Raw genomic sequence first — 19,010 nt, forward strand, 5'->3', positions numbered from 1 at the left:
GGCGAGGGACTATAGGCCGGCCGAAGTCAGCCGGCGTCCAGGACCTTGTCGAGCTTCGCGAGGATGCCGGGCCAGCCCTGCTTCATGCCCTCGAGGGCGCGACGGCCCAGCGGGGAATCCAGGTCGAAGCCCTCCTGGGTGAACGTGAGCCGGGTGCCGGAGCCCTCGGGGGTGAGCCTCCACGTCAGGAGCGTGTCGAGCGAGCCCGTCGCGAACCGGTATTGAAGGAGCCGCTCGGGCTCCACCGCGACCACCTCGCACGGCTGCTGTCCCCAGGCGCCCATGTCGAGCGTGAAGCGATGGCCCACGACGGGCCGCACGTCGCCCGCCGCCCACCACTTCGCATGGAGGACCGGGTCGGTCAGGGCCTTCCAGACGGCGGCGGGGGCGTGGCGGTACACATGTTCGAGCCGGATGATTGCGGGGTCGGTCATTTGCGTGCTTCCTCGTCGAGGACGTCTTCGAGCGCGGCCAGGCGCTGCTTCCAGTAGTGCGTGAAGGCCTTGAGCCAGTCGTCGACCTCCGACAGCGGACGAGGGTCCAGGTGGTAGTACCGCTCACGCCCCCTCGGCTCCTCCCGGACGAGCCGCGCCTTGCGCAAGACCTGAAGGTGCTCGGACACCGCGGGACGGCCCAGGTCGAAACCCTGCGCGAGGTCGTTCACCGCGCGAGGGCCCATCCGCAACTGCATGAGGATGTCCCGGCGCACGGGATTCGAGAGCGCCGAGAAGACGTCGACGTTTGGCATGCCCCATCAATACGTCGGAAATATCCGACGCGTCAACTGGAACGAATCCACGAGACTGGGGCGGCCGAAGAGCCATCGAGTCACGAGACGATGCGGGAACCCGGCTCCTCGACCATTGGCTCGGCCAGGATCTGCCTCAACTTCCACACGACCCAGCCACAGCCGAACAAGCCACTGTTCACGATCATCATCACGATGAAGAGGAACGGCATCGTGAGGAATTCGAAACCCGCGATTTCATACTCGATGGACACCACCTCCCGCTCCTCGCCGCCGGAGAACAGCACCTCGCGATAGGCGTAGTGGTCGTTGCTCACCTCACCAGAAGAACATGTCACCAAGCGCTCCTGCCCCGAATCCCCCTGCACCGTGATGGCCATGCCGCCCCGACGCATCGGCCACAGGCTGCAGGCGCGCTCGATCTGCGGACGAAGGGACTCCAGGGACTCTGTGCGGGAAGCATCGCCAGGCAACGTCAGCACGGCGGCCAGCAGCCTGCTGCTCAGGCATCGTGCATCGAAATCGAACAGGGGACACGCCACGAACTCGCCCGGTTCGATAGGTTCTACTGCGCGGAGCTCCACATTTCCCTGCGTGTCGATCGCGAACCGGGTCAAGGCCTCCAACTGGTGTGCCGATGCAATCACGCCAGCTCCACTCGGCGGCGTGATGGCGTATCCCCAGAGCGCATGAGAGAAATACGAGGCAACAACACCACTGACGAGAACCAGCGCCAGGAAGACCAGCATCTTGGTGCGCATGACGTCGACGGCCTCCGCGATTCGCCCCATGGGCAGCACTGACGTTAGCATCTCCCTGCCATTCGAGGTCATTCGGCCAAGCCTTGAGTCGCAACCCGAACTCTCCCCAGGCGTCTCCGCTCATCGGTGGATATGCCTTTCCACGCATCGCCGGGCGCGAGGCCAAACGGCCTTGTGACGCAGCTGTCCTGCGTGGACAAAAGACGCCGGTCCGTGGGAGCCAGGGATTCGCGCCCGTCGCGCCATGGAGGACGTCCTCCCGGAATGGCGACTGCTCGCCTCGACCGAGAGGACTCCCTTCTGATGCGCGCCTCCAGCACCAGCAGGCCTGTCACACGCGCACCCACAACCAACGCTACGTCAGGAGCCCGCCACCGAGGCCTCTCTCTGTGAGAGGTGACGGCGGTGGAGATGCCGCAGGGCTCCCAGCGTCACCAGGGCCATGAGCGAGGCATACCCCACCAGCGGCCACGCGGTATCTCCGCCCAACGTGAGGACCATCAGCGTCCCGAGGACTGCGACGACGAGGCTCTGGACGCAGAAGTAGAGCGCGACTGAGGTCCCCGCCATGGCGCTGAAGGCCTGGAGTGCCCCATTGGCGGTGACCGAGGCCGCGAAGACGATGCCGACCGCGATGACCCACATCGGCACGACGAACGTCCAGAAGGACGGAGCCGCGAGGAGCTGCCCCGCGGCCAGCAACGCCGCCCCCAGCAACAACAGACACATGCCACGGGCGAGGCTCCCCGCCAGCCCCCAACGCCCCACGAAGCGCTTCGCGAAGCGCGTGGTCAGAATCATCACGAGCGCGGCGGTGGCGAAGGCCAGGCTGAACCCGACCTCCGAGAAGCCGGCTCGGCCGATGAGGACCCGGGGCGCCGTGGAGAAGAACACGAAGAAGGTCCCCATCGCCGCGCTGAAGCCCAGGGTATACGTCCAGAACGCGGCGCTGCACAGGATGGGCCCGAACGCGCCCCCACGCCGCGCCCCCTCCGGTGGGAGCGTCTCACTCCACCGTGCGAAGGCGTTCACCATCGCCACCGCCGCCAGGACGCCGAGCGTGACGAAGATGGCCCTCCACCCGAAGTGCCTCGCGAGCAGGGCCCCGGCAATGGGGCCCAGCGCGGGAACGAAGGCCAGCATGGCGCTGAACAGGCTGTAGATGACCGTGCCCTCGGGCCGCTCCGCGTAGACGTCACGGACGGTCGCGAACGTCGCGACGAGGGCGGCGGACGCTCCCGCGGCCTGCAAGACACGGAGGCCGACGAACAACGCGGCCTCCGAGGTGCCCGCGAGCAGGAACGAGGCGGACGCGAACACCCACGCGCCGCCCAACAACACCCGACGCCGACCGACGCGGTCCGACACCGGGCCGAACACCACCTGCCCGAGCCCGAGCACGACCATGTACAGGCTCAGCGTGAGTTGGATGACGGCTGGAGACGTATGAAGGATTCCGGTCATCGCCGGAACCACGGGGAGGTAGATATCCATGGCCAGCGAGGCCAGGAGGTCGAAGGGGGCCATCAGCAACAGCGCTGCTGGCACGGAGTGCTTCCACGACAGGACTTCTTTTGGATTGGGCACGAGGGCATCCGCACAAATGAGGAACACCTGGCGGCGATCTGCCTCTCCACGGGAACACGGGATGAGCTGGGGCAGATGGCCGCGGCAACGAGGACGTGTCGCCGCGGCTCACTCGTCTGCGGATTTGCTCGTTCCCATCCAGTGGACTCCCAGGCGCGTCGTGACCGAGCACGAGGGCCCACGGTCGATATACCCATCACGTCCACGCCGTTCAATCACCCGGCCGTGGTCAGGGGCCAGAACAGGTCCACGGGCGTCGCGGACTCCGGCGCGTCAGTCGATGACGAACTCCCGGTCCGGAACGACGAGCACGACGTTCTTGTTCCCAGTCGACAACAAGACCTCGTCGCGCTTGGCGTCGAGCCAGTAGAACGACGAAGGATCGCTGTCGAGCCCGATGACCTGGGGGCGCCCACCGTCGAGCTCGAAGCGGAACAGGTTCGTCATGGACGCGGTCACGATCCCCCCACAGAAGGGGGCCAGCGACCACAGGTTCTCCCTGATGCCGGTCGCGAGCGCCTGCCACTGTCCGCGCCGCCCGCGCACCAGGGTTCCTGCTTGACCACAGGCCCAGAACTCGCCGTCGGCCCGGCAGACCACCTGGGACAGGATCGACCGGACCGGGCTCGTCTGGGGCTCCCATCGCGTCCCATCGAAATGCCAGATGGCGCCATCCCAGCCGACCGCCACCAGGTCGTCCGCGGAAGCGCCGCTCACCGCCTCGAAGCCCAGGCCATGGCCGTCCGTCGGCGTTCCGAGCCGTCGCGGGGAGAGGTCTCGCCGTGTCCCATCGGGCGCGACGCTGGCACACCAGAACCCCGCGCCGACCGCGACGAGCTGCCCGCCCACGCAGGCCGCGCCCTTGAAGACGCCAGGCTCCCGAGGCTGTTCCGTGAAGACCTGCGCCTCGCTCGAGCCACCGTCAGCGCGCACCTTGAGCAACTGCCCCTGCTCGCCCACGACGGCGAACTCCGCGTCCGGCCAGTCCACGAGGACCACCGCGGCGGCGGTCCACGCCGTGGTCGTGATCTGCCGGAAGCGGCCGTTGTCCCAGAGGACGACGCCGGTATGGGCAGTGCGCGCCTCCGCCAGCTCATCGTTGACCATGAGCAGGAGGAGCCGGCCGTCCTTGCCGAGGCAACCCCGGCGGAAGGAGTGTTTCGTCGTGAAAGCGCCAGGCATGGAGAGAAGAGACCTCAGGAGAGTGAATCGAGAGGAAGGAGGACCGCGAGAGCCCGAGGCCCGGCCTGGGTGACGCCCCCAGCGGGCCCCGGGGACAGCGCCTACTGGCAGAGCAGCTCGACGGACCGGATCCGCACCACGCCATCGACGTTCGGGTCGTTGGTCTGGTCACCGATGGCGATGTTGCCGTTCGTCGTGAAGTTGTTCCGCGTGAGCTTCGCGACACCGTCGACGCTCACCCTCGCCACCTTCGCGGCATCCACCGCGAGTTCGTAGACGTGGTACGCGCCATCCGTCACCACGAACGCCGCGGACTGCGTGTCGTCCGCCCACCCCAGCGCCGCGCTGTCGAGGTAGATCATCTGGGCGCGGTCCGTGCTGTTGCCGGCCGAGGGAGTGAAGCTCCCCAGGATGGCCGCGCCGCTGTCGAGCGTGTTGTGGCGGCTCACCGACTCGACCTGCATCGTCACGCGGAGCGTGAAGGGCTTCGTCGGGTCGACGGCGTTCGCCCGGCTGATGAGCAACTGCCCGCTGGTCCTGCTCCCCACGTTCGTCGACGTCGCGAGGCGAACGTAGTCCGCCTCATAGGTGAGCGAGCTCGGAGCCTGCGCGACGGACGTCCACCCCTGGGCCACGATGTCTTCGCCGCCGACCAGCAGCGGGCGGGATGCCCGCGCCGACCACTGCGTCGTCGACGTCGCCGGCAAGCACACCTCGCAGGCATTCGCCGGGTTCGTCGCGCCTTCGGCGTAGAGGACGCCGTCGATGAAGCACCTCGGGCCGCACGCGCCAGCCGAGCAGAGCTGGCCCGAATCACACTGCGTCCCGTCCGCGCGCGGCGTCCAGGTGCTCCCCGAGGTCTCCGGCATGCACTGCTCACACGCGTTCGCCGTGTTCACGGCTCCGGAGGCGACCTGCTGGCCGTCGATCCGACAGACCGCGACGCAGACGCCCCCTTCACAGGCCTCCGCGGTCGTGCAGGCCTGGCCACACCCACCGCAGTGCGCCGGGTCGACGTCCGTGTCCACACAGGAACCGCCGCACACCGCCCCCACCCCTCCATCGCACGGGTCCGGCACGGACGCGTCGGGCGTCTCGGCGGGAGGAGATGGGGGCGAGTCCTTGCCGCAAGCGGCGACGAAGCCGAGCACGACGAGACAAGCGAGGGCGCAGGAACGGATGGAAACCATGCGCCCTACCCTATGCGACCTCGGGTCCTCACGGGTCACACATGAAACATGCTTGTTCACGGGTAGTGCTGGCCGGGCGACGGCCCCCCGGCAACTCCCTCACCGTCGACTCGCGAGCCCCCCTCAATCCACTCCCGCCGAAAAGGTGCGAACCCGCTGCGACGGGCCGATGACGCGGCGCCTCCTGCTGCCGGGGTTTCAACACCTGCCCGCACGGAAGCCGAAAGTTCACTTGAGCCAAAACCAGAATATCGAGAAGGAGATGGAACACCCAGGAGCGTGTCCATGCATGTTCGTCCGTCGTCCCCCGGAGTTCGTCGCACCGTCTTCGCCCTCCTCCTCGCTCCCCTCCTCGCCTGTGGCGAGAAGGCGGAGAACGCCCCCGAGTTCGCCTCGCAAGCCGCCGCGGTGACCGCGGGGACCCGGCTCATCGGCGCGCAGTCCGGCCGGTGCCTCGACGTGGCCCAGAACAGCCAGACGCCGGGCCAGGGGCTCCAGGTCTACGACTGCCACGGCGAGGGCAACCAGCGGTTCCTGTTCACCCCCGAGGGCGAGCTGCGCGTGTTCGACGGCGCCCGGTGCGTCCAGCCCACGAGCGCGACCCCCGATGCCCGCGCGGTCATCGCCGCCTGCACCGGAGAGGCGAACCAGCGGTGGGGCCGCAACGCCAACGGCACCGTGGTCCATGCGCCCTCCGGGCTGTGTCTCGACGTGGCCAACCAGGCCACCGCCAACGGCTCCCCGGTGATTGTCTATCATTGCAACGGCCAGACGAACCAGCAGTGGACGCTGCCACCCGACACCCAGGCCCCCACCGTCCCCACGGGGCTCGCCTTGTCGAACGTGACGTGCAACTCGGCCACGCTCACGTGGTCCCCATCCACGGACAACGAGGGGGTCGCCTTCTATGACGTCTACCACGACGGTCAGCTCATGAAGACCGTCTCCGGCGCCACCGTGTCCACCCTGCTCACCGTGGTCCCCGGTGTGACCTGGGGCCTGTATGTGAATGCGCGGGACGCCGCGGGCAACGTCTCCCAGGGCAGCGCCACGCTCTCCATCACCCCGCCGCAGTGCCAGGCGGACACCCAGCCTCCCAGCATCCCCACGGGCGTCACCGCCACCGCCCTGGGGACCAGCGTGACGGTGGGCTGGACCGCGTCCACCGACAACGTGGGCGTGAGCGCCTACGACGTGTTCCGCGGCGGCGTGAAGATCGGCACGGTGGCGGGTTCTCCGCCCGGGACGGCCTTCGTCGACAGCGGCCTCTCGCCGAACACGACCTACGCCTACGCGGTGCTCGCCCGCGACGCCCAGGCCAACGCCTCCGCGCTCAGCGCGGCGGTGACGGTGACCACGGGGCAGGCCTGCACGAGCGCCATCTGCTCCGTCGCCCAGGTCGCCACCGACACGGACATTCCCTGGGGCCTGGTGAACCTTCCCGACGGCGCGGTGCTCTACGGCCGCAGGGACGCGCAGAACCTCGTTCGCCTGGACCCGGTGACGGGCCAGAAGACGTCCGTGGGAACCGTCCCCAACGTGCAGAGCACCGACGGCGAGGGCGGGCTGATGGGGCTGGCCCTGTCCCCCACCTTCTCCACCGACCGCTGGCTGTACGTGATGCACACCTCTCCCACCGACAACCGCATCGTCCGGCTGCGGTATGAGAACGGCGCGCTCGACACCGGCTCGCTCCAGGTGCTGCTCCAGGGCATCGGTCGCAACAAGTTCCACAATGGCGGGCGCCTGCGCTTCGGCCCGGATGGGAAGCTCTACGCGTCGACCGGGGATGCCCAGAACGGCGCCTACGCACAGGACCTCGCCAACCTCGCTGGCAAGGTGCTCCGACTCAACCCCGACGGCAGCGTCCCGTCCGACAACCCCTTCGGCAACTACGTGTGGAGCTATGGCCACCGCAACCCGCAGGGGCTCGCGTTCGACTCGCAGGGCCGGCTGTGGGAGCAGGAGTTCGGCAACTCGGTGATGGATGAGACGAACCTCATCCAGCGCGGCGGGAACTACGGCTGGCCGAACTGCGAGGGGACGGTGTCCCAGGGCGGCTCGGGCTGCGCGACGGCCGGGTACATCGCGCCGAAGCGGACCTACTCCACGGCGGACGGCTCCTGCTCCGGTATCGCGGTGGTCCGCGACGTCCTCTACGTCGCCTGCGCCCGGGGCTCGCGCCTCTACCGCGAGGTCATCAGCGGCACCGAGCTGACCGACGTGCAGCAGTTCTTCGTCGGCACGTACGGCCGGCTGCGCACCGTCGAGCCGACCCTCGACGGCAACCTGTGGCTGACCACCACGAACCAGGGCGACAAGGACAGCATCCCCGACAACAGCAACGAGCGGATCTTCCGCGTCGTGCTCGGGCAGTAGCGAGCCACGTGCCCCCGGGGCCCAGGCGGCACCGGGGGCACGGGAGAAGCCGCCACTCAGGTGACGCGCGCGGACCGTGGGGGCACGGCGTCGGTGCCCGGCGGCCCGAACGGCGGGTCGAACAGCGCCGGGTCCGACTGGCGGGAGCGGAAGAGGTCGAGGATGTAGTTCATCCGGTGGTCCAGCCGGCTCCAGTCATCCGCGCCGGAGCCCGCGAGGCTGTCGGGACTCTTGTCGAACTCCGCCAGCAACGCGCGCAGCTCCAGGTTCTCGATGGTGCGCAGGTGCGGGGGGAACAGCGTGTCCTCCATGCCGGGTGGCGGCGGAAGGTCGCGTCCCAGTTCCAGGGCGGCGCCCGGCACGACCAGCCGCATCATGTGCTCGGTGGCGAAGCGGCGGAACGCACCGGCCATGCCGTCCACCACGGGGCGGAGCATCGCGTCCACCACGCCCAGCTTGAGCGCCAGCCAGCCCACGAAGCGCAGGGGGAAGGACAGCAGGTTGAGGTTCGCCTCGAGGGTCTGCCGCAGGATGTCGTGGAAGGTCTGCTTCACCGGGGCGTCGAGGGCCTGCTCGATTTGAGGCTGGAGCCTGCGTTGTTCGTGCAGGCCCACCTGGTTGTTGGCCAGGAGCATCAGCTCGGCCTTCTGGTTCGGGTCCGCCTCGAACATGGCCTGCGCGTAGTGACCGAAGGCCGCCGCGAGCACCGGCTTGTCCGCGGGGAACCCTTCCAGGTACCGCGCGGCCTTGGCCGCGTCGTACCGCGTGTCGCCCTGGAAGGTCGTCACGAAGCGGGAGAACTCCTGGCCCACCTCCTCGAACACCTTCGTGTTGCCCTCGGAGATGGCCGCGCTGACGCGCTGGAGGGCATCGCTGCCGGCACAGCCGATGTCGCCCAGGGGGAGCGCGGGCAGGCCCAGCTTGCGCAGCAGGTCGTCCACCTTGGAGAGCGGCCGGGTGACGCTGTCGAGCCGCGCGAGCAGGTCGGTGAAGAACCGGGGGAAGTCCTCGCGCCGGATGCTCACCCCGGCTTGCTTCGAGGCCCAGGTCGCGAAGGTGGACCAGTTGGCGTTCTCCATGCCCAGCAATCGCCCCACGGCGTGGGACAGGTCCGAGTAGCCCTGCGTCACCGCGTAGTTGCGCGGCACCAGGTCCTTCATGGCGCAGATGGCCCGGACCTCCTCGGGGGATGGGTATCCGCCCGGCGCGACGCGCGAGCCCTGGAGAGGAATTGCTGGCGCCTGACCCGCGGCCTGCTGGAGCGAGGCCGCGAGGTCGACGGAGGCCTGGGACTTCAATTCATTGCGCGCGGGACTCGCGGGCTCCCCGGACTCGGTGGAGCGCTCGGGGACAAGGGAATCGGAGCGGGGAGTCTTCATCCCCGCATTATCAACGGAACGCCGAGAGGAATTGACGACCTGCCCCCAGGGGCAGCGGCACGCCGGCGATTGAACCAAGCAGCCCGCACCGCCTCCCCGCACGCGCGAAGGACGACTGTGATTGTCGGGCATCGGACCGTCATACAACATTGACGACCCATGGCGTGTCCTCTTCCGACGCCTGGGCAAGGATTCGTCGCGCATCCCCCAGAGGAGGCGACATGAAGACACTGTCCATGAAGTGGCTGGCTGGCGTTGCGGGACTGCTGCTCGCTGCGGGCTGCGGCCCCGCGGAGGAGACCCCCGAGCAACAACCGGAGGCGCCGCCCGCTGACGCGAACGTCACCCAGGCGGGGCTCCCGCAATTCCTCACCTGTGTCGGCGCGACGTCGGAGGCCCAGGTCACCTGTGTCACGAGCTGTGTCGAGACATCGGGGTCGACGATTTTGTGCGTCTTCGAGACGTGCAACCTCGGCATCCCGCTGACCCGCATCATCGCCTGCGCCGGCGAGCTGTGAGCCAGGCGGCCCCCTGAGCCACGGCGACGGCCGGCACCAGCCTCGGGCCCACTCCAGCCACCTGGGGTGGGCCCGTTTCGCTTGGGGGCATCCACGACGGTGGCGACAGGCACGCCCGGACCGTCGCTCGAGCCGCCGTGGTCGAGGTGGCTTCAGCCGCGAGGCGGTGCGCCCTCCGCCTCGTCGTCAACGGCCTGCTGGGCTTGGAGGTCCGCGAAGACCTTGTCTCCCTGGACGGTTCGCCAGACAGGGAGGAGCTGCTGCGAGCCCAGCACGAAGACGAAGACGAGAAGCGCCACGGACTGGCCAGGCGGCGCCCTGCACCCTTGAACACGCAACAGGTGGCCCGCCACCACGGCGAGGAGGACAGCGAAGGGGATGGCCGGGCTCCAGCGGGCCCAGCGGGCCTGCGCGTCGTCGAGCACCCAGCCTCGCTGCACCAGGGTCCTCTTGAGCGTGGCGATGGCGGGAGCGGCCCGGAGCACGAGGGCCGAGCGAGTGTTCGCGCCATTCACGATGCCGTCGTAGACCCTGCGCTCGATGAAGGGGGCGTCGTCAGGGACCGGCGCGTGAATCATCAGGCGACCTTCCGAGGAGATGGAGAGCGCGCCCCGTCGACACAGCCGCTCCACCGCCACCTCGACGAGTGTCCTGGGCCCCGAGAGGATGGCCACCTCATACGGCCGGGGCCGACGCGGCAGCGCTCCAGGTCCGCCCGGGAGGTCAGCCGGGGCGAGGCGGAGCACATAACGCAGCCACCTTCCGACGCCCTCACAGGCCAAGACAGCGAGGAGGGAGAAGAGATGGAAATGCGAGTCCGAACCGCTCCACCCTGCGTCCATGGTCGAGCCTCCGTCGTTTCTTCTCCCTGTCGTGGGCAAGCGTCCGCCGAAGGTTACGACGCGAAGGTGTGACATCGACGTCACGCGCCGGAATGTCCACGAGAAGACACTTCCACCCCCAACACCAAACAGGACTTCCGCGATTCTCACGATAATTCCAATCCATGCCTGTCTCGGATTCGTACTGATGCCCCGGCAGGCATCGCCTTTCGACAATCCTTGTCGAGACGCGAGTCCGTGAGGAATTCCCACATGTCCCGACGAGTCGCGCGAGACCCCAGGGGTCTCGCTCCGCTATTGCCGCGTCTGCTGGCCGTGCTGTGGCTGGGATGTCTGTCGTTGGCCCTGCCCGCCTGGGCCCAGGAGTTGCCGGCCGAGGGCCCCTCCGTCGCCTTCGCGGGAGTGGACCTGGATGGAGAGGGGCTCCGGGTCCGACTCCAGTGGTCCGAGGACGAAGTCACGTTTCCGGATTACGCGCTGCTGCTCTCCTATAACGGCAATGGGGAGATCAACGACATCGCGCAACTGTTCCCCGAGCGGGGGACCACCATCGAGTTGCACCTGCCCAACGCGTTGCGGTCTCCCTGGGAGACCGGGTGGACCCAGAAGCTGGTCGTGGAGTCCCCTTGGACGGGGGAGACGCTGAACGTCCAGTTCTACGACCTGAAGCTGGACTGCCAGGAGTCGGAGGAGCAATGCGTGCTCGGCGTGGCGCCGGCGTTGGGCACCAACGACCAGGTGGTGCACCTGAGCGCCGAGTTCGACGAGGCGCTGGCCCTCATCGAGGAGAACCACGCGGAACGGGAGATCGACCTGCTGACGATGGTGTCGGAGGAGGCGCCCCACCTCCGAGGTGACGCACTGCTCTATTCGCATCAGGCCCTGAGGCGACTGCCCTACTGGGGGGAGTGTTTCTGCCTCTGGTCGAGCGGGACCTCCCATGCGCCCGCAGGCTTCGCGTCGCCGATCAGCGAGTCGACCCCCGGGGGGCTCGTCACGGGGACCCGGGGCCCCGGCGCGGTAGGGTCGCTGACCCTCAGGGCCGCGTCGCGCATCGGCGTCTCCGCCTACCTGGAGGGACACAACGACCTGCGACTCAGGCCGAGTTGCTTCCGGTGGCTCTTCTATTACGACTGGCCCGTGGTGGTGTTCTTCCCGGGAGGAGGCAGTCGGTCGTGGTTCATCCACTTCCCTCGGCCCATCATTGTTCCCTGCAAGGAGTCGTGCCTCGTGCGGTACGACCACGCGGGACGCATCAGCGGGAAGTCGTTCGTCGCCTATACGGGTGGCACGGCGGTCGCCACCGCGTTCGTGGAGGCGTTCTACCGCGTCGATGGCGGCGACCAGCTCTATGGCGTCGCCGACCAGGAGGCCCTCTTCGACGAATCCACCTTCCTCTCCACCTGGTCCGAGCGGGGCACCACGGCATCCATCACGTCCTACGTGGGGGGCTCCGCCATGAAGACCATTCCGGACTCCAGCTCCGCCGCGAACGCGAGGAATGGCTTCTTCGCCGCCATCCATGGGGAGCCGAACCAGTGCGGAAGTGGCCCCTTCGGTCATGGCGCCGTCTGGACCCACGGGACCCTCCAGGGCCCCGTGCAGACCCAGAGCCTGCGGCAGAGCGTCCATGACTTCTTCGCGGAGCGAGGGCTCGACATCACGCCATAGCCCACCCGCGAACCCGAACCGGTCCCCGCCAGCGCCCACTGGTGGGGACCGCGCGCCGGCCTCGACGACTACTGGAAGGTCACCTTGTTGCTCAGGCGGTAGCAGACGTGGGTGTTCCCCGTGGCTGGGTTGATGGCCACGCTCGGACGGTGGTTGTCCTGTGCCGAGCCCAACTGGGTATAGAGCCAGTAACCGTCCGCATCCGGCGTGACGACCTCCAACGCGGTCTCCCGTCGCACGGCGAGGGCCGGCCTCCCCAGCGCGAAGTCGATATCCGCCTGACTGACGGTGAAGTCCGTCGCGAAGGGCTTCACCGTCGAGTTCGCCAGCGCCGCCGCGGGCGTGATTTCATACATGCCATTGCGGACGCCCGTCGGGCCGCCGCTCAGCAACACCAACAGGCGCCCGCTCTCGCCCTGGACCATGGGCAACGCGGTGGTATAGGCCTCCAGCGCCGTCGACAGCGTCAGGAGTTCCATGACGCCTCCTCGCAGCGCGCGCAGGGTGACGCCCGGGCTGGTGACCAGATACAGGGCGCCCGACGCGTCGATGAGCATGTCGGGGGACAAGAAGGACATGGTCGTCGTACCGAAGGGGGTCGTCAGGCTCCAGACGCCGGGCGCCGTGCGCGTGGCCATCTGCACCGGCTTCCCCGAGGCGTTGATGAGCACGACCGGGCGCCCACCCTGGGAGGGGTCCAACGCGAGGCGCACCGAGGCGTTGAACGTGTAGGCGACGCCGTCGATGAACTCCCGCCTCCAGGCGTTCCCCACCCGCGTGGCATGGACGACCCTCACGGTGCCACCCGCCGAGCTGCCAGGGTTCCCATGGCCCTTGAGGTAGGCGATGTGCGGCGTTCCACTCGCGGGGTCGACCATGAACGAAGCGCTATAGATGTAGCCTTCGTCTTCCTTGAACCCGGGGCCGTCGACCTGCTCCGTCCTCCACGTCGTGCCGTCCCAGGCGCCGTACCACAACGTCCGGTGGGTCTCGTTGGCGTAGACCACGTGGCCGGCCCCCGAGAGGTCGAACTCGAGCTTGCAGTCACTCGTCGTGTCGCTCCCCGAGGGAATGACGACGGGCCCGAGCGAGGAGGCCACCACGCTGAACTGGAACCGGCCCTCGGCCTTCTTCCCGGACTCCGTCTCGACCGAGACGACGAGCGACGCGACACCCGCCGTGGGGAGCCGCCACGCGACCCGGTCCGCGTCCGGCTCCACCGCCCCCGCGTCCGTGCTCCAACGGACCGACTTGAAGCGCTCGCCCGCCACGGCGAGCCGGAACGTCTCCACCGTCCCCTCGACATAGGGCCCGCTCCCGCCCTCGCGCTCGATGAGCAGCGCCACCTCCCCGCCGACATGCGAGTCGATGACCTCCGCGGACCTCGGCGCCTCGTCACACGCGGGAACCAGCACCAGGCTCCCCAGCAGCAGCGCCCACGACACCATTCGCTTCTTCGACATTCTCAGGACTCCTCCCCGCTCACGGGGCTCCGCGACAGCGAAGCCGCGAGCAGGCTACGAGGACGTCTGACATTGCCGGCGCCTGGGTAATACCCACACCGGGGCACGAACATCATGCAACGCGAAGCCCCGCCCTCCCGACGCAATGAAACGCAAGAACAGCGGGCGGACGGGACTCCGCGCAAGGTCTGCGCCGCCTGACTCGACGAGGACCGCAGCGGCGGCGACGTCGTGGACCGCGCTCACGAAGGGACGATGATGTCGAGCCACTCCCCATGGACCTGCGAAGGCGCGCCCTCCAGCAGGAACTCGCGCACGGACCGCTCGAAGTCCCGCCAGACGCGCCCCACGAGGTCATCCAGCCAGTTCTCCTGACTGAAGGCCCACAGGAGCCCCGCGGCGTGGAGCGCGGGGGCCCCCTGCGCGACAGCGAGGATGACGGTGAGGGTATGGCTCTCCGCGCCCGGACCGGGGTTGTGCACGGGCGCATCCAATCGCCAGCGCGCCTCGGTGGCCCCCCGCACCTCGGCCGCCACGCAGGTCCTGACCGCGTCGTGCCGGTAGGGAGAAGGATTCGCCGCCCCGTAGTGCTCCGCCACGACCTCTTGCACCGCGCGCGCCTGGGGCAGCGGCTCCACCCGCCCGAACCGGAGCAGGGGCTCCAACTGCAGCGTGCCACCCACGGCCTCGACGGCCTTCACCTCCGAACGGCGTCCGGGCCGCACCGCGAGCAGGCGATACGCGTCCGGACGTGCCTCGTCGGTGTAGAACTCCAGGAGGCACTCGACGCGCGCGAAGCCCTGCCGCCGCTTCGGGAGGAGCGACAGGACGAACTCCACCCGCCACGGGGAGAACCCTTCCGGACACGAGACGTCCGCGCCTCCGTACGGCGTCACCGTCACCTCGCGGTGGAACGACACCAGGTCGGAGGTGGCCTCCTTGCGCAGCGCGAGGAACGACTGTTTCAGCCAGGTCGCCGCCTCGGGAGTCTCGAGCCGGCCACTCCTCAGGAAGGCGTCATGGACGGCGGCATCCCAGAGGTCCATGACGTCCAGCGGGGGATGCGCCATCAGGAAGCGGTCGAGCGGCGCGGACCTCGACTCTCGGGGATTGGACACACGGCTCCTCGCTCGGCCCCGCCTGGATACAGCCAGGGGGCGCGGCGCGCCACACCGGCGCGCCGCTGGAACGACCTCGCCCCTGACTATTCCTCGATGGGGCAGTTCTGCATGCACTCGTCGTGACGGCCGAAGCAGACGAGCATGTGCACCGTGCCGGCGCGCAGGCAGGCGTTGAGCCGCGTGTCGCACGCGTCCGAGCACGCGCTGGCCGCGCGCACGGGATAGCAGAAGGTCTCCTCGCACAGCGCGCGGGCATCCTCGCACTCCTGCGCGGCTTCGGGCGTCTGCGCGCGTGACCGACACCGCACGTAGAGCCACGAGCAGTCGCTACAGGCCTGGGCCGTGACTTCGCCGCGCTCACCGCCGGTGGAGGGAGCCGCCCCGGGCTCCACCTCGTCGATTCCCGCACCACAACCCGTCAACAGCCCCGCGACCAACATGATGCTCATGACCAGGGTCTTCACCTGCATGGATGCCTCCCGATGTGGATTGCCGAGATAGTTGGCATTCCCAGGATAGCGCATTTCTCGCACCCGCAATACGACGTCCATCCCGGGGTGTCTTCCGGCGCACGTCGCCCCCCCGAGCCTCGACGGCGGGAGCGGAGCCGATGCGACGCGCCCACGCGCTCCCTGGACAGCTCGACCGGGCGCGTGTTGGGATTGAGGCAAAGACACACATTCCGCCCCTCCCACGAAACGCCAGGCCCATGTCCTTCTTCGAAGTGCAGACCTCCACGCCGCTCAAGATGGACATGGGGCGGGACCTCCCGCTGCGCTTCCGTACACGCCCGGCGTTGGGGCAGCTTCCGTGGCCCCTGATGGGCTTCGTGCTCTTCGTCGTGATTCCCATCGCCTACGCGCTGGCGAATGAGCTGACCTGGGCGGCGCTGCTCGAGGAGTGGCCGCTGCCGGTGGTCGCGGGGTTGGCCACCTTGTTGACCGTGCCGCAGATCGTGCTGTGCGTGAGCACGCGCCTGGAGGTGGTGGTGACGGACTCGCGCGTCACCCTGCGCGGCGCGGGGGTGCTCAAGAAGTCCACGTGGGACGAACCCCTGGCGAACTACATCCACCTGCGCTGCGAGCACCGTCACCACGCGGACTGGATTGGCGCCAAGGACGAGTACGGCATCTTCCTGGTGCACGACACGGACCCCGAGCGCTCCATCGTCGTGCACTGGGGCCGAGACACACGACGCTTCGAGGATCGGCTCGCCCGCTACGCCCAGCTCCTCCAGCTCCCCGTGCAGCGCGAGGAACAGCCCGCCGACGCCCTACCGCAACACCGCGCGGCCCGGTGACGGGGAGTCCCCTCCGGCGCGGCCACCGTCGGCGATTGAATCGACGCTCCCGCTGAGCCAGGATGTCCGCGCATTTTTCTCGACTTACTGGAGAAGCCGATATGCGCTCGAAGCTCGTCCTCGCCGCCGTCGCGCTGGCTGGTGCCACCTTCACGGCGACCGCGGCGCAGACGCCGTCCGCCGCGCCCACCTCGGGGCTCTCGTTCTACGCCGGGAGTTTCACCGCGCTCGTCCTGAACGTGCCCCAGCCGGACGGGACGTGCTCGGCCTTCCCCGCGGAGGCGGACTCGCTCGTGGGGTGGAGCAACGTCCAGCAGGTCCTCGCGTACCGGAGCGCGGACTGCACGGGCCCCGCGGTGGGCCTGGGCACGCTCCGCACGTTCGGGCGGGGCGAGTTCACCAGCTACGTCGCCTACTGAGCCGGCCTACGGGCTGGGGCGCGGGACCCATCCCGCGTCCCGGTGGGACGCCGCTCAGGACAGGCGCCGTCCCTTGACGAACTCCAGGCCCAGCGGGTTGCCCCGGTAGTGGACGGGGTCGAGCAGCACCTTGCGGATGCGCCACCCCTCCGCCGTCTTCTCCACGTCGTGCGTGTAGCGCCCGACGAGCGTCCACTCCTGCTGGACGCCGCCCAGGTCGAAGTAGTGGGAGACCTCCGCGTACGCCATCACCTGGGCCTGCGTGTCGCTCTTGAAGTGGATGCGCACGGTGTTCGCAGTGGAGTGCTGGACGCGCGTGAAGGCGCCCACCGCCACACGGCCGTACTCGGCCGCCATCTCGCGGGTGATGGTGAGCGGCTCGCCCCCCATGAAGCGTGAGTAGTCGGCCGTCAGCTCGGGCGTGAAGACATTGGCCCAGCGGCGCCAGTCCCCCGTGTCCTTGCCGGAGTCGATGGCCTGCCCGTACTCGGCCACCAGCTCCTGGATGGCCATCCAATCCAGCGCATACGCCAAGTCTTTCTCTCGCATGCCTGGGAGTCTAACCCAGGGTTCCACGAATCGATGGATTTCGAGCGCTTCGACGCCTGGCGGGCCGTGGGAACCTGCCCTCCAGGCGACCCTGTGTGCGCGCCCACCCGCACGCGCCCCGTCCCGGTGGACGTCGAGGTTCAGCGCCCGGGGGTTCTGGCGTATGAAGCCGCCCCATGGTGCGTCTACTGGATGGAACCGAGCTCAGTCGGGTGATGCGGGAGGAGATGGCGCAAGAGGTCGCGGCGCTTCGTGCCGCGGGTGTGACGCCGGGCCTCTCCGTGGTGCTCGTGGGCAACAACCCCGCGAGCCAGGCCTACGTGGCGAGCAAGACGCGCGCGTGCGAGGCCCTGGGGATGAAGGGGCAGACGCTCACGCTGCCGGAGGGCGTGTCCAAGGAGGAGCTGTTCGCGGTCATCGACCGCTTGAACGCCGACCCGGAGGTCCACGGCATCCTCGTGCAGCTCCCGCTCCCGGCCCACCTGCCCTACAAGGCCATCCTGGAGCACATCCGCCCGGAGAAGGACGTGGACGGCTTCCATCCGCTGAACGCCGGACTGGCGTTCGTGGGAGATCCTCGCGCCTTCGTCCCCTGCACCCCGGCGGGCATCATGGAGATGCTGCGCCGCGAGAACATCCCCACGCGCGGCAAGCACGCGGTCATCGTGGGACGCAGCCTCATCGTGAGCAAGCCCCTGGCCTCGCTGCTGATGGCGCCGGGGCCGGACGCCACGCTCACGCTGACGCACCGCCACACCCCGGACCTCGCCCACCACACCCGCCAGGCGGACATCCTCATCGTCGCGGTGGGCAAGCAGGACCTCATCACCGCGGACATGGTGAAGCCCGGCGCGGTGGTCATCGACGTGGGACAGAACCGCGTCCCCGACCCCGCCTCCCCTCGCGGCTACAAGATGGTGGGAGACGTGGACTTCGACAACGTCAGCAAGGTCGCGGGCGCCATCACCCCGGTCCCCGGCGGCGTGGGGCCCATGACCATCACCATGCTGCTGGCGAACACGCTCCAGGCCGCGCGGCGGGCCCACCCGGCCCTGACCCAGCCCGCACCGTAGCGCCAGGCGCGAAGCGCGCTTCCGCGCCCGGGGCGAGGCGCGCTTCGCACTTGAGCAATCCCGTGCACAACCGGCGCGGCGGGGCGCCGTCATTCCAGGCGTTTGCTCCCGGCACGAGGAGTGCTCTGTCCGCGCGCACCATGAACGTCGACCTGCCGCGTCGCTGTGTCTTCGCCGCCCTCCTCGCCGCCCCGACCCTCGCCTTCGCCCAGCAGGCCGAGCTCCCGCCCACCACGCCCCCGCCCCTGCTCACGACGGAAGAGCCCAGCGCGCCTCGCCCCCCTCGGACGCCGTCGGACGTGTCCATCGCCTTCGGCATGTCGGGCTACACGGCCGCGATGGACTCGACGCGAACCGAGGGGGCGTCCCTCATCGTCGACTTCGAGCGGCACCTCGCGGGAGGGCTCACCGTCTTCGGCGGTGCGCAGGCCCGGCTCGAGACGGACGTGAACCTGGTGAATGGCATGGGGCTCCAGGCGGGCAGCCGGCTCTACTTCGGGGACCAGCCGTTCCAGGGAGCCTTCGTGGCCGTCCAGCTCCAGGCGGGCTACACGCGGGTCTCGCTCGCCACGACCGACACGCGCGTGGCCGTGGGCGGGCTCCTGGGATACGCGCATCCCATCTCGAGCAACTGGAGGCTGTCGTTCGCCGCGGGCGTGGAGTCCAGCCAGACCGAGCGGGAGGGCCCCCCGGACTCCGTGTCTCCGGGCTGCGTCCTCTTCACGCCCTGTCTCCTGGGAGGAAGGGAGACGGCCGTCGAGACACGAGACGCCCTCCAACCCCAGTTCCGGGCAGGCGCCATCTACCGCTTCTAGACGCGGAGTGGGA

At 68.9% G+C, this 19,010-nt stretch carries 19 protein-coding genes; 7 read left to right on the top strand and 12 right to left on the bottom strand.

The features are described 5' to 3' along the window. Nucleotides 1–26: 26 nt before the first annotated feature. The 6 genes from LZ198_RS07825 to LZ198_RS07850 form a co-directional block, all read right to left on the bottom strand. Nucleotides 27–434, bottom strand: a complete 408-nt coding sequence (locus tag LZ198_RS07825) for an SRPBCC family protein (protein ID WP_253971255.1) — start codon at nt 432–434, stop codon at nt 27–29. Continuing rightward, nucleotides 431–748 carry an ArsR/SmtB family transcription factor gene (locus LZ198_RS07830; protein ID WP_253971256.1) on the bottom strand — a complete coding sequence of 106 codons (318 nt, stop codon included), beginning with the start codon at nt 746–748 and terminating at the stop codon, nt 431–433. The genes LZ198_RS07825 and LZ198_RS07830 overlap by 4 nt, the downstream gene beginning before the upstream one ends. 80 nt (nt 749–828) lie before the next feature. Beyond that, nucleotides 829–1,509, bottom strand: a complete 681-nt coding sequence (locus LZ198_RS07835; RefSeq protein WP_253971257.1) for a hypothetical protein — start codon at nt 1,507–1,509, stop codon at nt 829–831. A 360-nt stretch (nt 1,510–1,869) separates the two neighbouring features. Then, nucleotides 1,870–3,075 carry a CmlA/FloR family chloramphenicol efflux MFS transporter gene (gene cml, locus LZ198_RS07840; RefSeq protein WP_256559376.1) on the bottom strand — a complete coding sequence of 402 codons (1,206 nt, stop codon included), beginning with the start codon at nt 3,073–3,075 and terminating at the stop codon, nt 1,870–1,872. A gap of 294 nt (nt 3,076–3,369) precedes the next feature. Further along, complete coding sequence (locus tag LZ198_RS07845) at nt 3,370–4,278, bottom strand: beta propeller repeat protein (protein WP_253971258.1); 909 nt, start codon at nt 4,276–4,278, stop codon at nt 3,370–3,372. A gap of 101 nt (nt 4,279–4,379) precedes the next feature. Then, nucleotides 4,380–5,468 (bottom strand): hypothetical protein, encoded by a 1,089-nt coding sequence (locus tag LZ198_RS07850; protein ID WP_253971259.1) that lies wholly within the window; start codon nt 5,466–5,468, stop codon nt 4,380–4,382. Nucleotides 5,469–5,753: 285 nt separating this feature from the next. Here LZ198_RS07850 and LZ198_RS07855 point away from each other — a divergent pair, with 285 nt between their 5' ends. After that, entirely contained in the window at nt 5,754–7,847 is a 2,094-nt protein-coding gene (locus LZ198_RS07855; protein WP_253971260.1) for a lectin, read from the top strand. A gap of 56 nt (nt 7,848–7,903) precedes the next feature. Here LZ198_RS07855 and LZ198_RS07860 read toward each other — a convergent pair whose 3' ends face one another. After that, the gene (locus LZ198_RS07860; protein WP_253971261.1) at nt 7,904–9,226 is read right to left on the bottom strand and encodes a hypothetical protein; all 1,323 of its coding nucleotides are present in this window, start codon (nt 9,224–9,226) and stop codon (nt 7,904–7,906) included. A gap of 221 nt (nt 9,227–9,447) precedes the next feature. Between LZ198_RS07860 and LZ198_RS07865 the strand changes: the two genes are divergently transcribed. After that, a complete protein-coding gene (locus LZ198_RS07865; protein ID WP_253971262.1) occupies nt 9,448–9,744 on the top strand; it encodes a hypothetical protein in 297 nt (98 codons plus the stop codon). Between the two features lie 152 nt (nt 9,745–9,896). On the opposite strand, the gene LZ198_RS07870 is transcribed toward LZ198_RS07865, so the two are convergent. Further along, a complete protein-coding gene (locus LZ198_RS07870) occupies nt 9,897–10,661 on the bottom strand; it encodes a TIGR04222 domain-containing membrane protein (protein WP_323382190.1) in 765 nt (254 codons plus the stop codon). 177 nt (nt 10,662–10,838) lie between these two features. Here LZ198_RS07870 and LZ198_RS07875 point away from each other — a divergent pair, with 177 nt between their 5' ends. Further along, nucleotides 10,839–12,257, top strand: a complete 1,419-nt coding sequence (locus LZ198_RS07875) for a hypothetical protein (RefSeq protein WP_253971264.1) — start codon at nt 10,839–10,841, stop codon at nt 12,255–12,257. 68 nt (nt 12,258–12,325) lie between these two features. Here the strand turns inward: LZ198_RS07875 and LZ198_RS07880 are convergent, their stop codons facing one another. The 3 genes from LZ198_RS07880 to LZ198_RS07890 all read right to left on the bottom strand — a co-directional run bounded on the left by LZ198_RS07880 (nt 12,326) and on the right by LZ198_RS07890 (nt 15,311). Next, entirely contained in the window at nt 12,326–13,720 is a 1,395-nt protein-coding gene (locus tag LZ198_RS07880) for a hypothetical protein (RefSeq protein WP_253971265.1), read from the bottom strand. A gap of 242 nt (nt 13,721–13,962) precedes the next feature. Continuing rightward, entirely contained in the window at nt 13,963–14,838 is an 876-nt protein-coding gene (locus LZ198_RS07885) for a hypothetical protein (RefSeq protein ID WP_253971266.1), read from the bottom strand. A gap of 86 nt (nt 14,839–14,924) precedes the next feature. Beyond that, nucleotides 14,925–15,311 carry a hypothetical protein gene (locus LZ198_RS07890; protein ID WP_253971267.1) on the bottom strand — a complete coding sequence of 129 codons (387 nt, stop codon included), beginning with the start codon at nt 15,309–15,311 and terminating at the stop codon, nt 14,925–14,927. Nucleotides 15,312–15,550: 239 nt separating this feature from the next. On the opposite strand from LZ198_RS07890, the gene LZ198_RS07895 reads away from it, so the two are divergent. Together LZ198_RS07895 and LZ198_RS07900 are read left to right on the top strand one after the other, a co-directional pair. After that, on the top strand, nt 15,551–16,141 hold the full coding sequence (locus LZ198_RS07895; RefSeq protein ID WP_253971268.1) for a hypothetical protein: 591 nt from the start codon (nt 15,551–15,553) through the stop codon (nt 16,139–16,141). 101 nt (nt 16,142–16,242) lie between these two features. Further along, nucleotides 16,243–16,560: a hypothetical protein gene (locus LZ198_RS07900; RefSeq protein ID WP_253971269.1), complete on the top strand. Its 318-nt coding sequence runs from the start codon at nt 16,243–16,245 to the stop codon at nt 16,558–16,560. A 54-nt stretch (nt 16,561–16,614) separates the two neighbouring features. Here the strand turns inward: LZ198_RS07900 and LZ198_RS07905 are convergent, their stop codons facing one another. Next, a complete protein-coding gene (locus LZ198_RS07905) occupies nt 16,615–17,109 on the bottom strand; it encodes a nuclear transport factor 2 family protein (protein WP_253971270.1) in 495 nt (164 codons plus the stop codon). Nucleotides 17,110–17,285: 176 nt separating this feature from the next. Here LZ198_RS07905 and folD point away from each other — a divergent pair, with 176 nt between their 5' ends. Both folD and LZ198_RS07915 read left to right on the top strand, forming a co-directional pair. Further along, entirely contained in the window at nt 17,286–18,182 is an 897-nt protein-coding gene (gene folD, locus LZ198_RS07910; protein WP_253971271.1) for a bifunctional methylenetetrahydrofolate dehydrogenase/methenyltetrahydrofolate cyclohydrolase FolD, read from the top strand. 140 nt (nt 18,183–18,322) lie between these two features. Next, nucleotides 18,323–18,997: a hypothetical protein gene (locus tag LZ198_RS07915; RefSeq protein WP_253971272.1), complete on the top strand. Its 675-nt coding sequence runs from the start codon at nt 18,323–18,325 to the stop codon at nt 18,995–18,997. The last annotated feature ends 13 nt before the right edge of the window (nt 18,998–19,010 follow it).

This window comes from Myxococcus dinghuensis, assembly GCF_024198235.1.
Classification (GTDB): Bacteria; Myxococcota; Myxococcia; order Myxococcales; family Myxococcaceae; genus Myxococcus; species Myxococcus dinghuensis.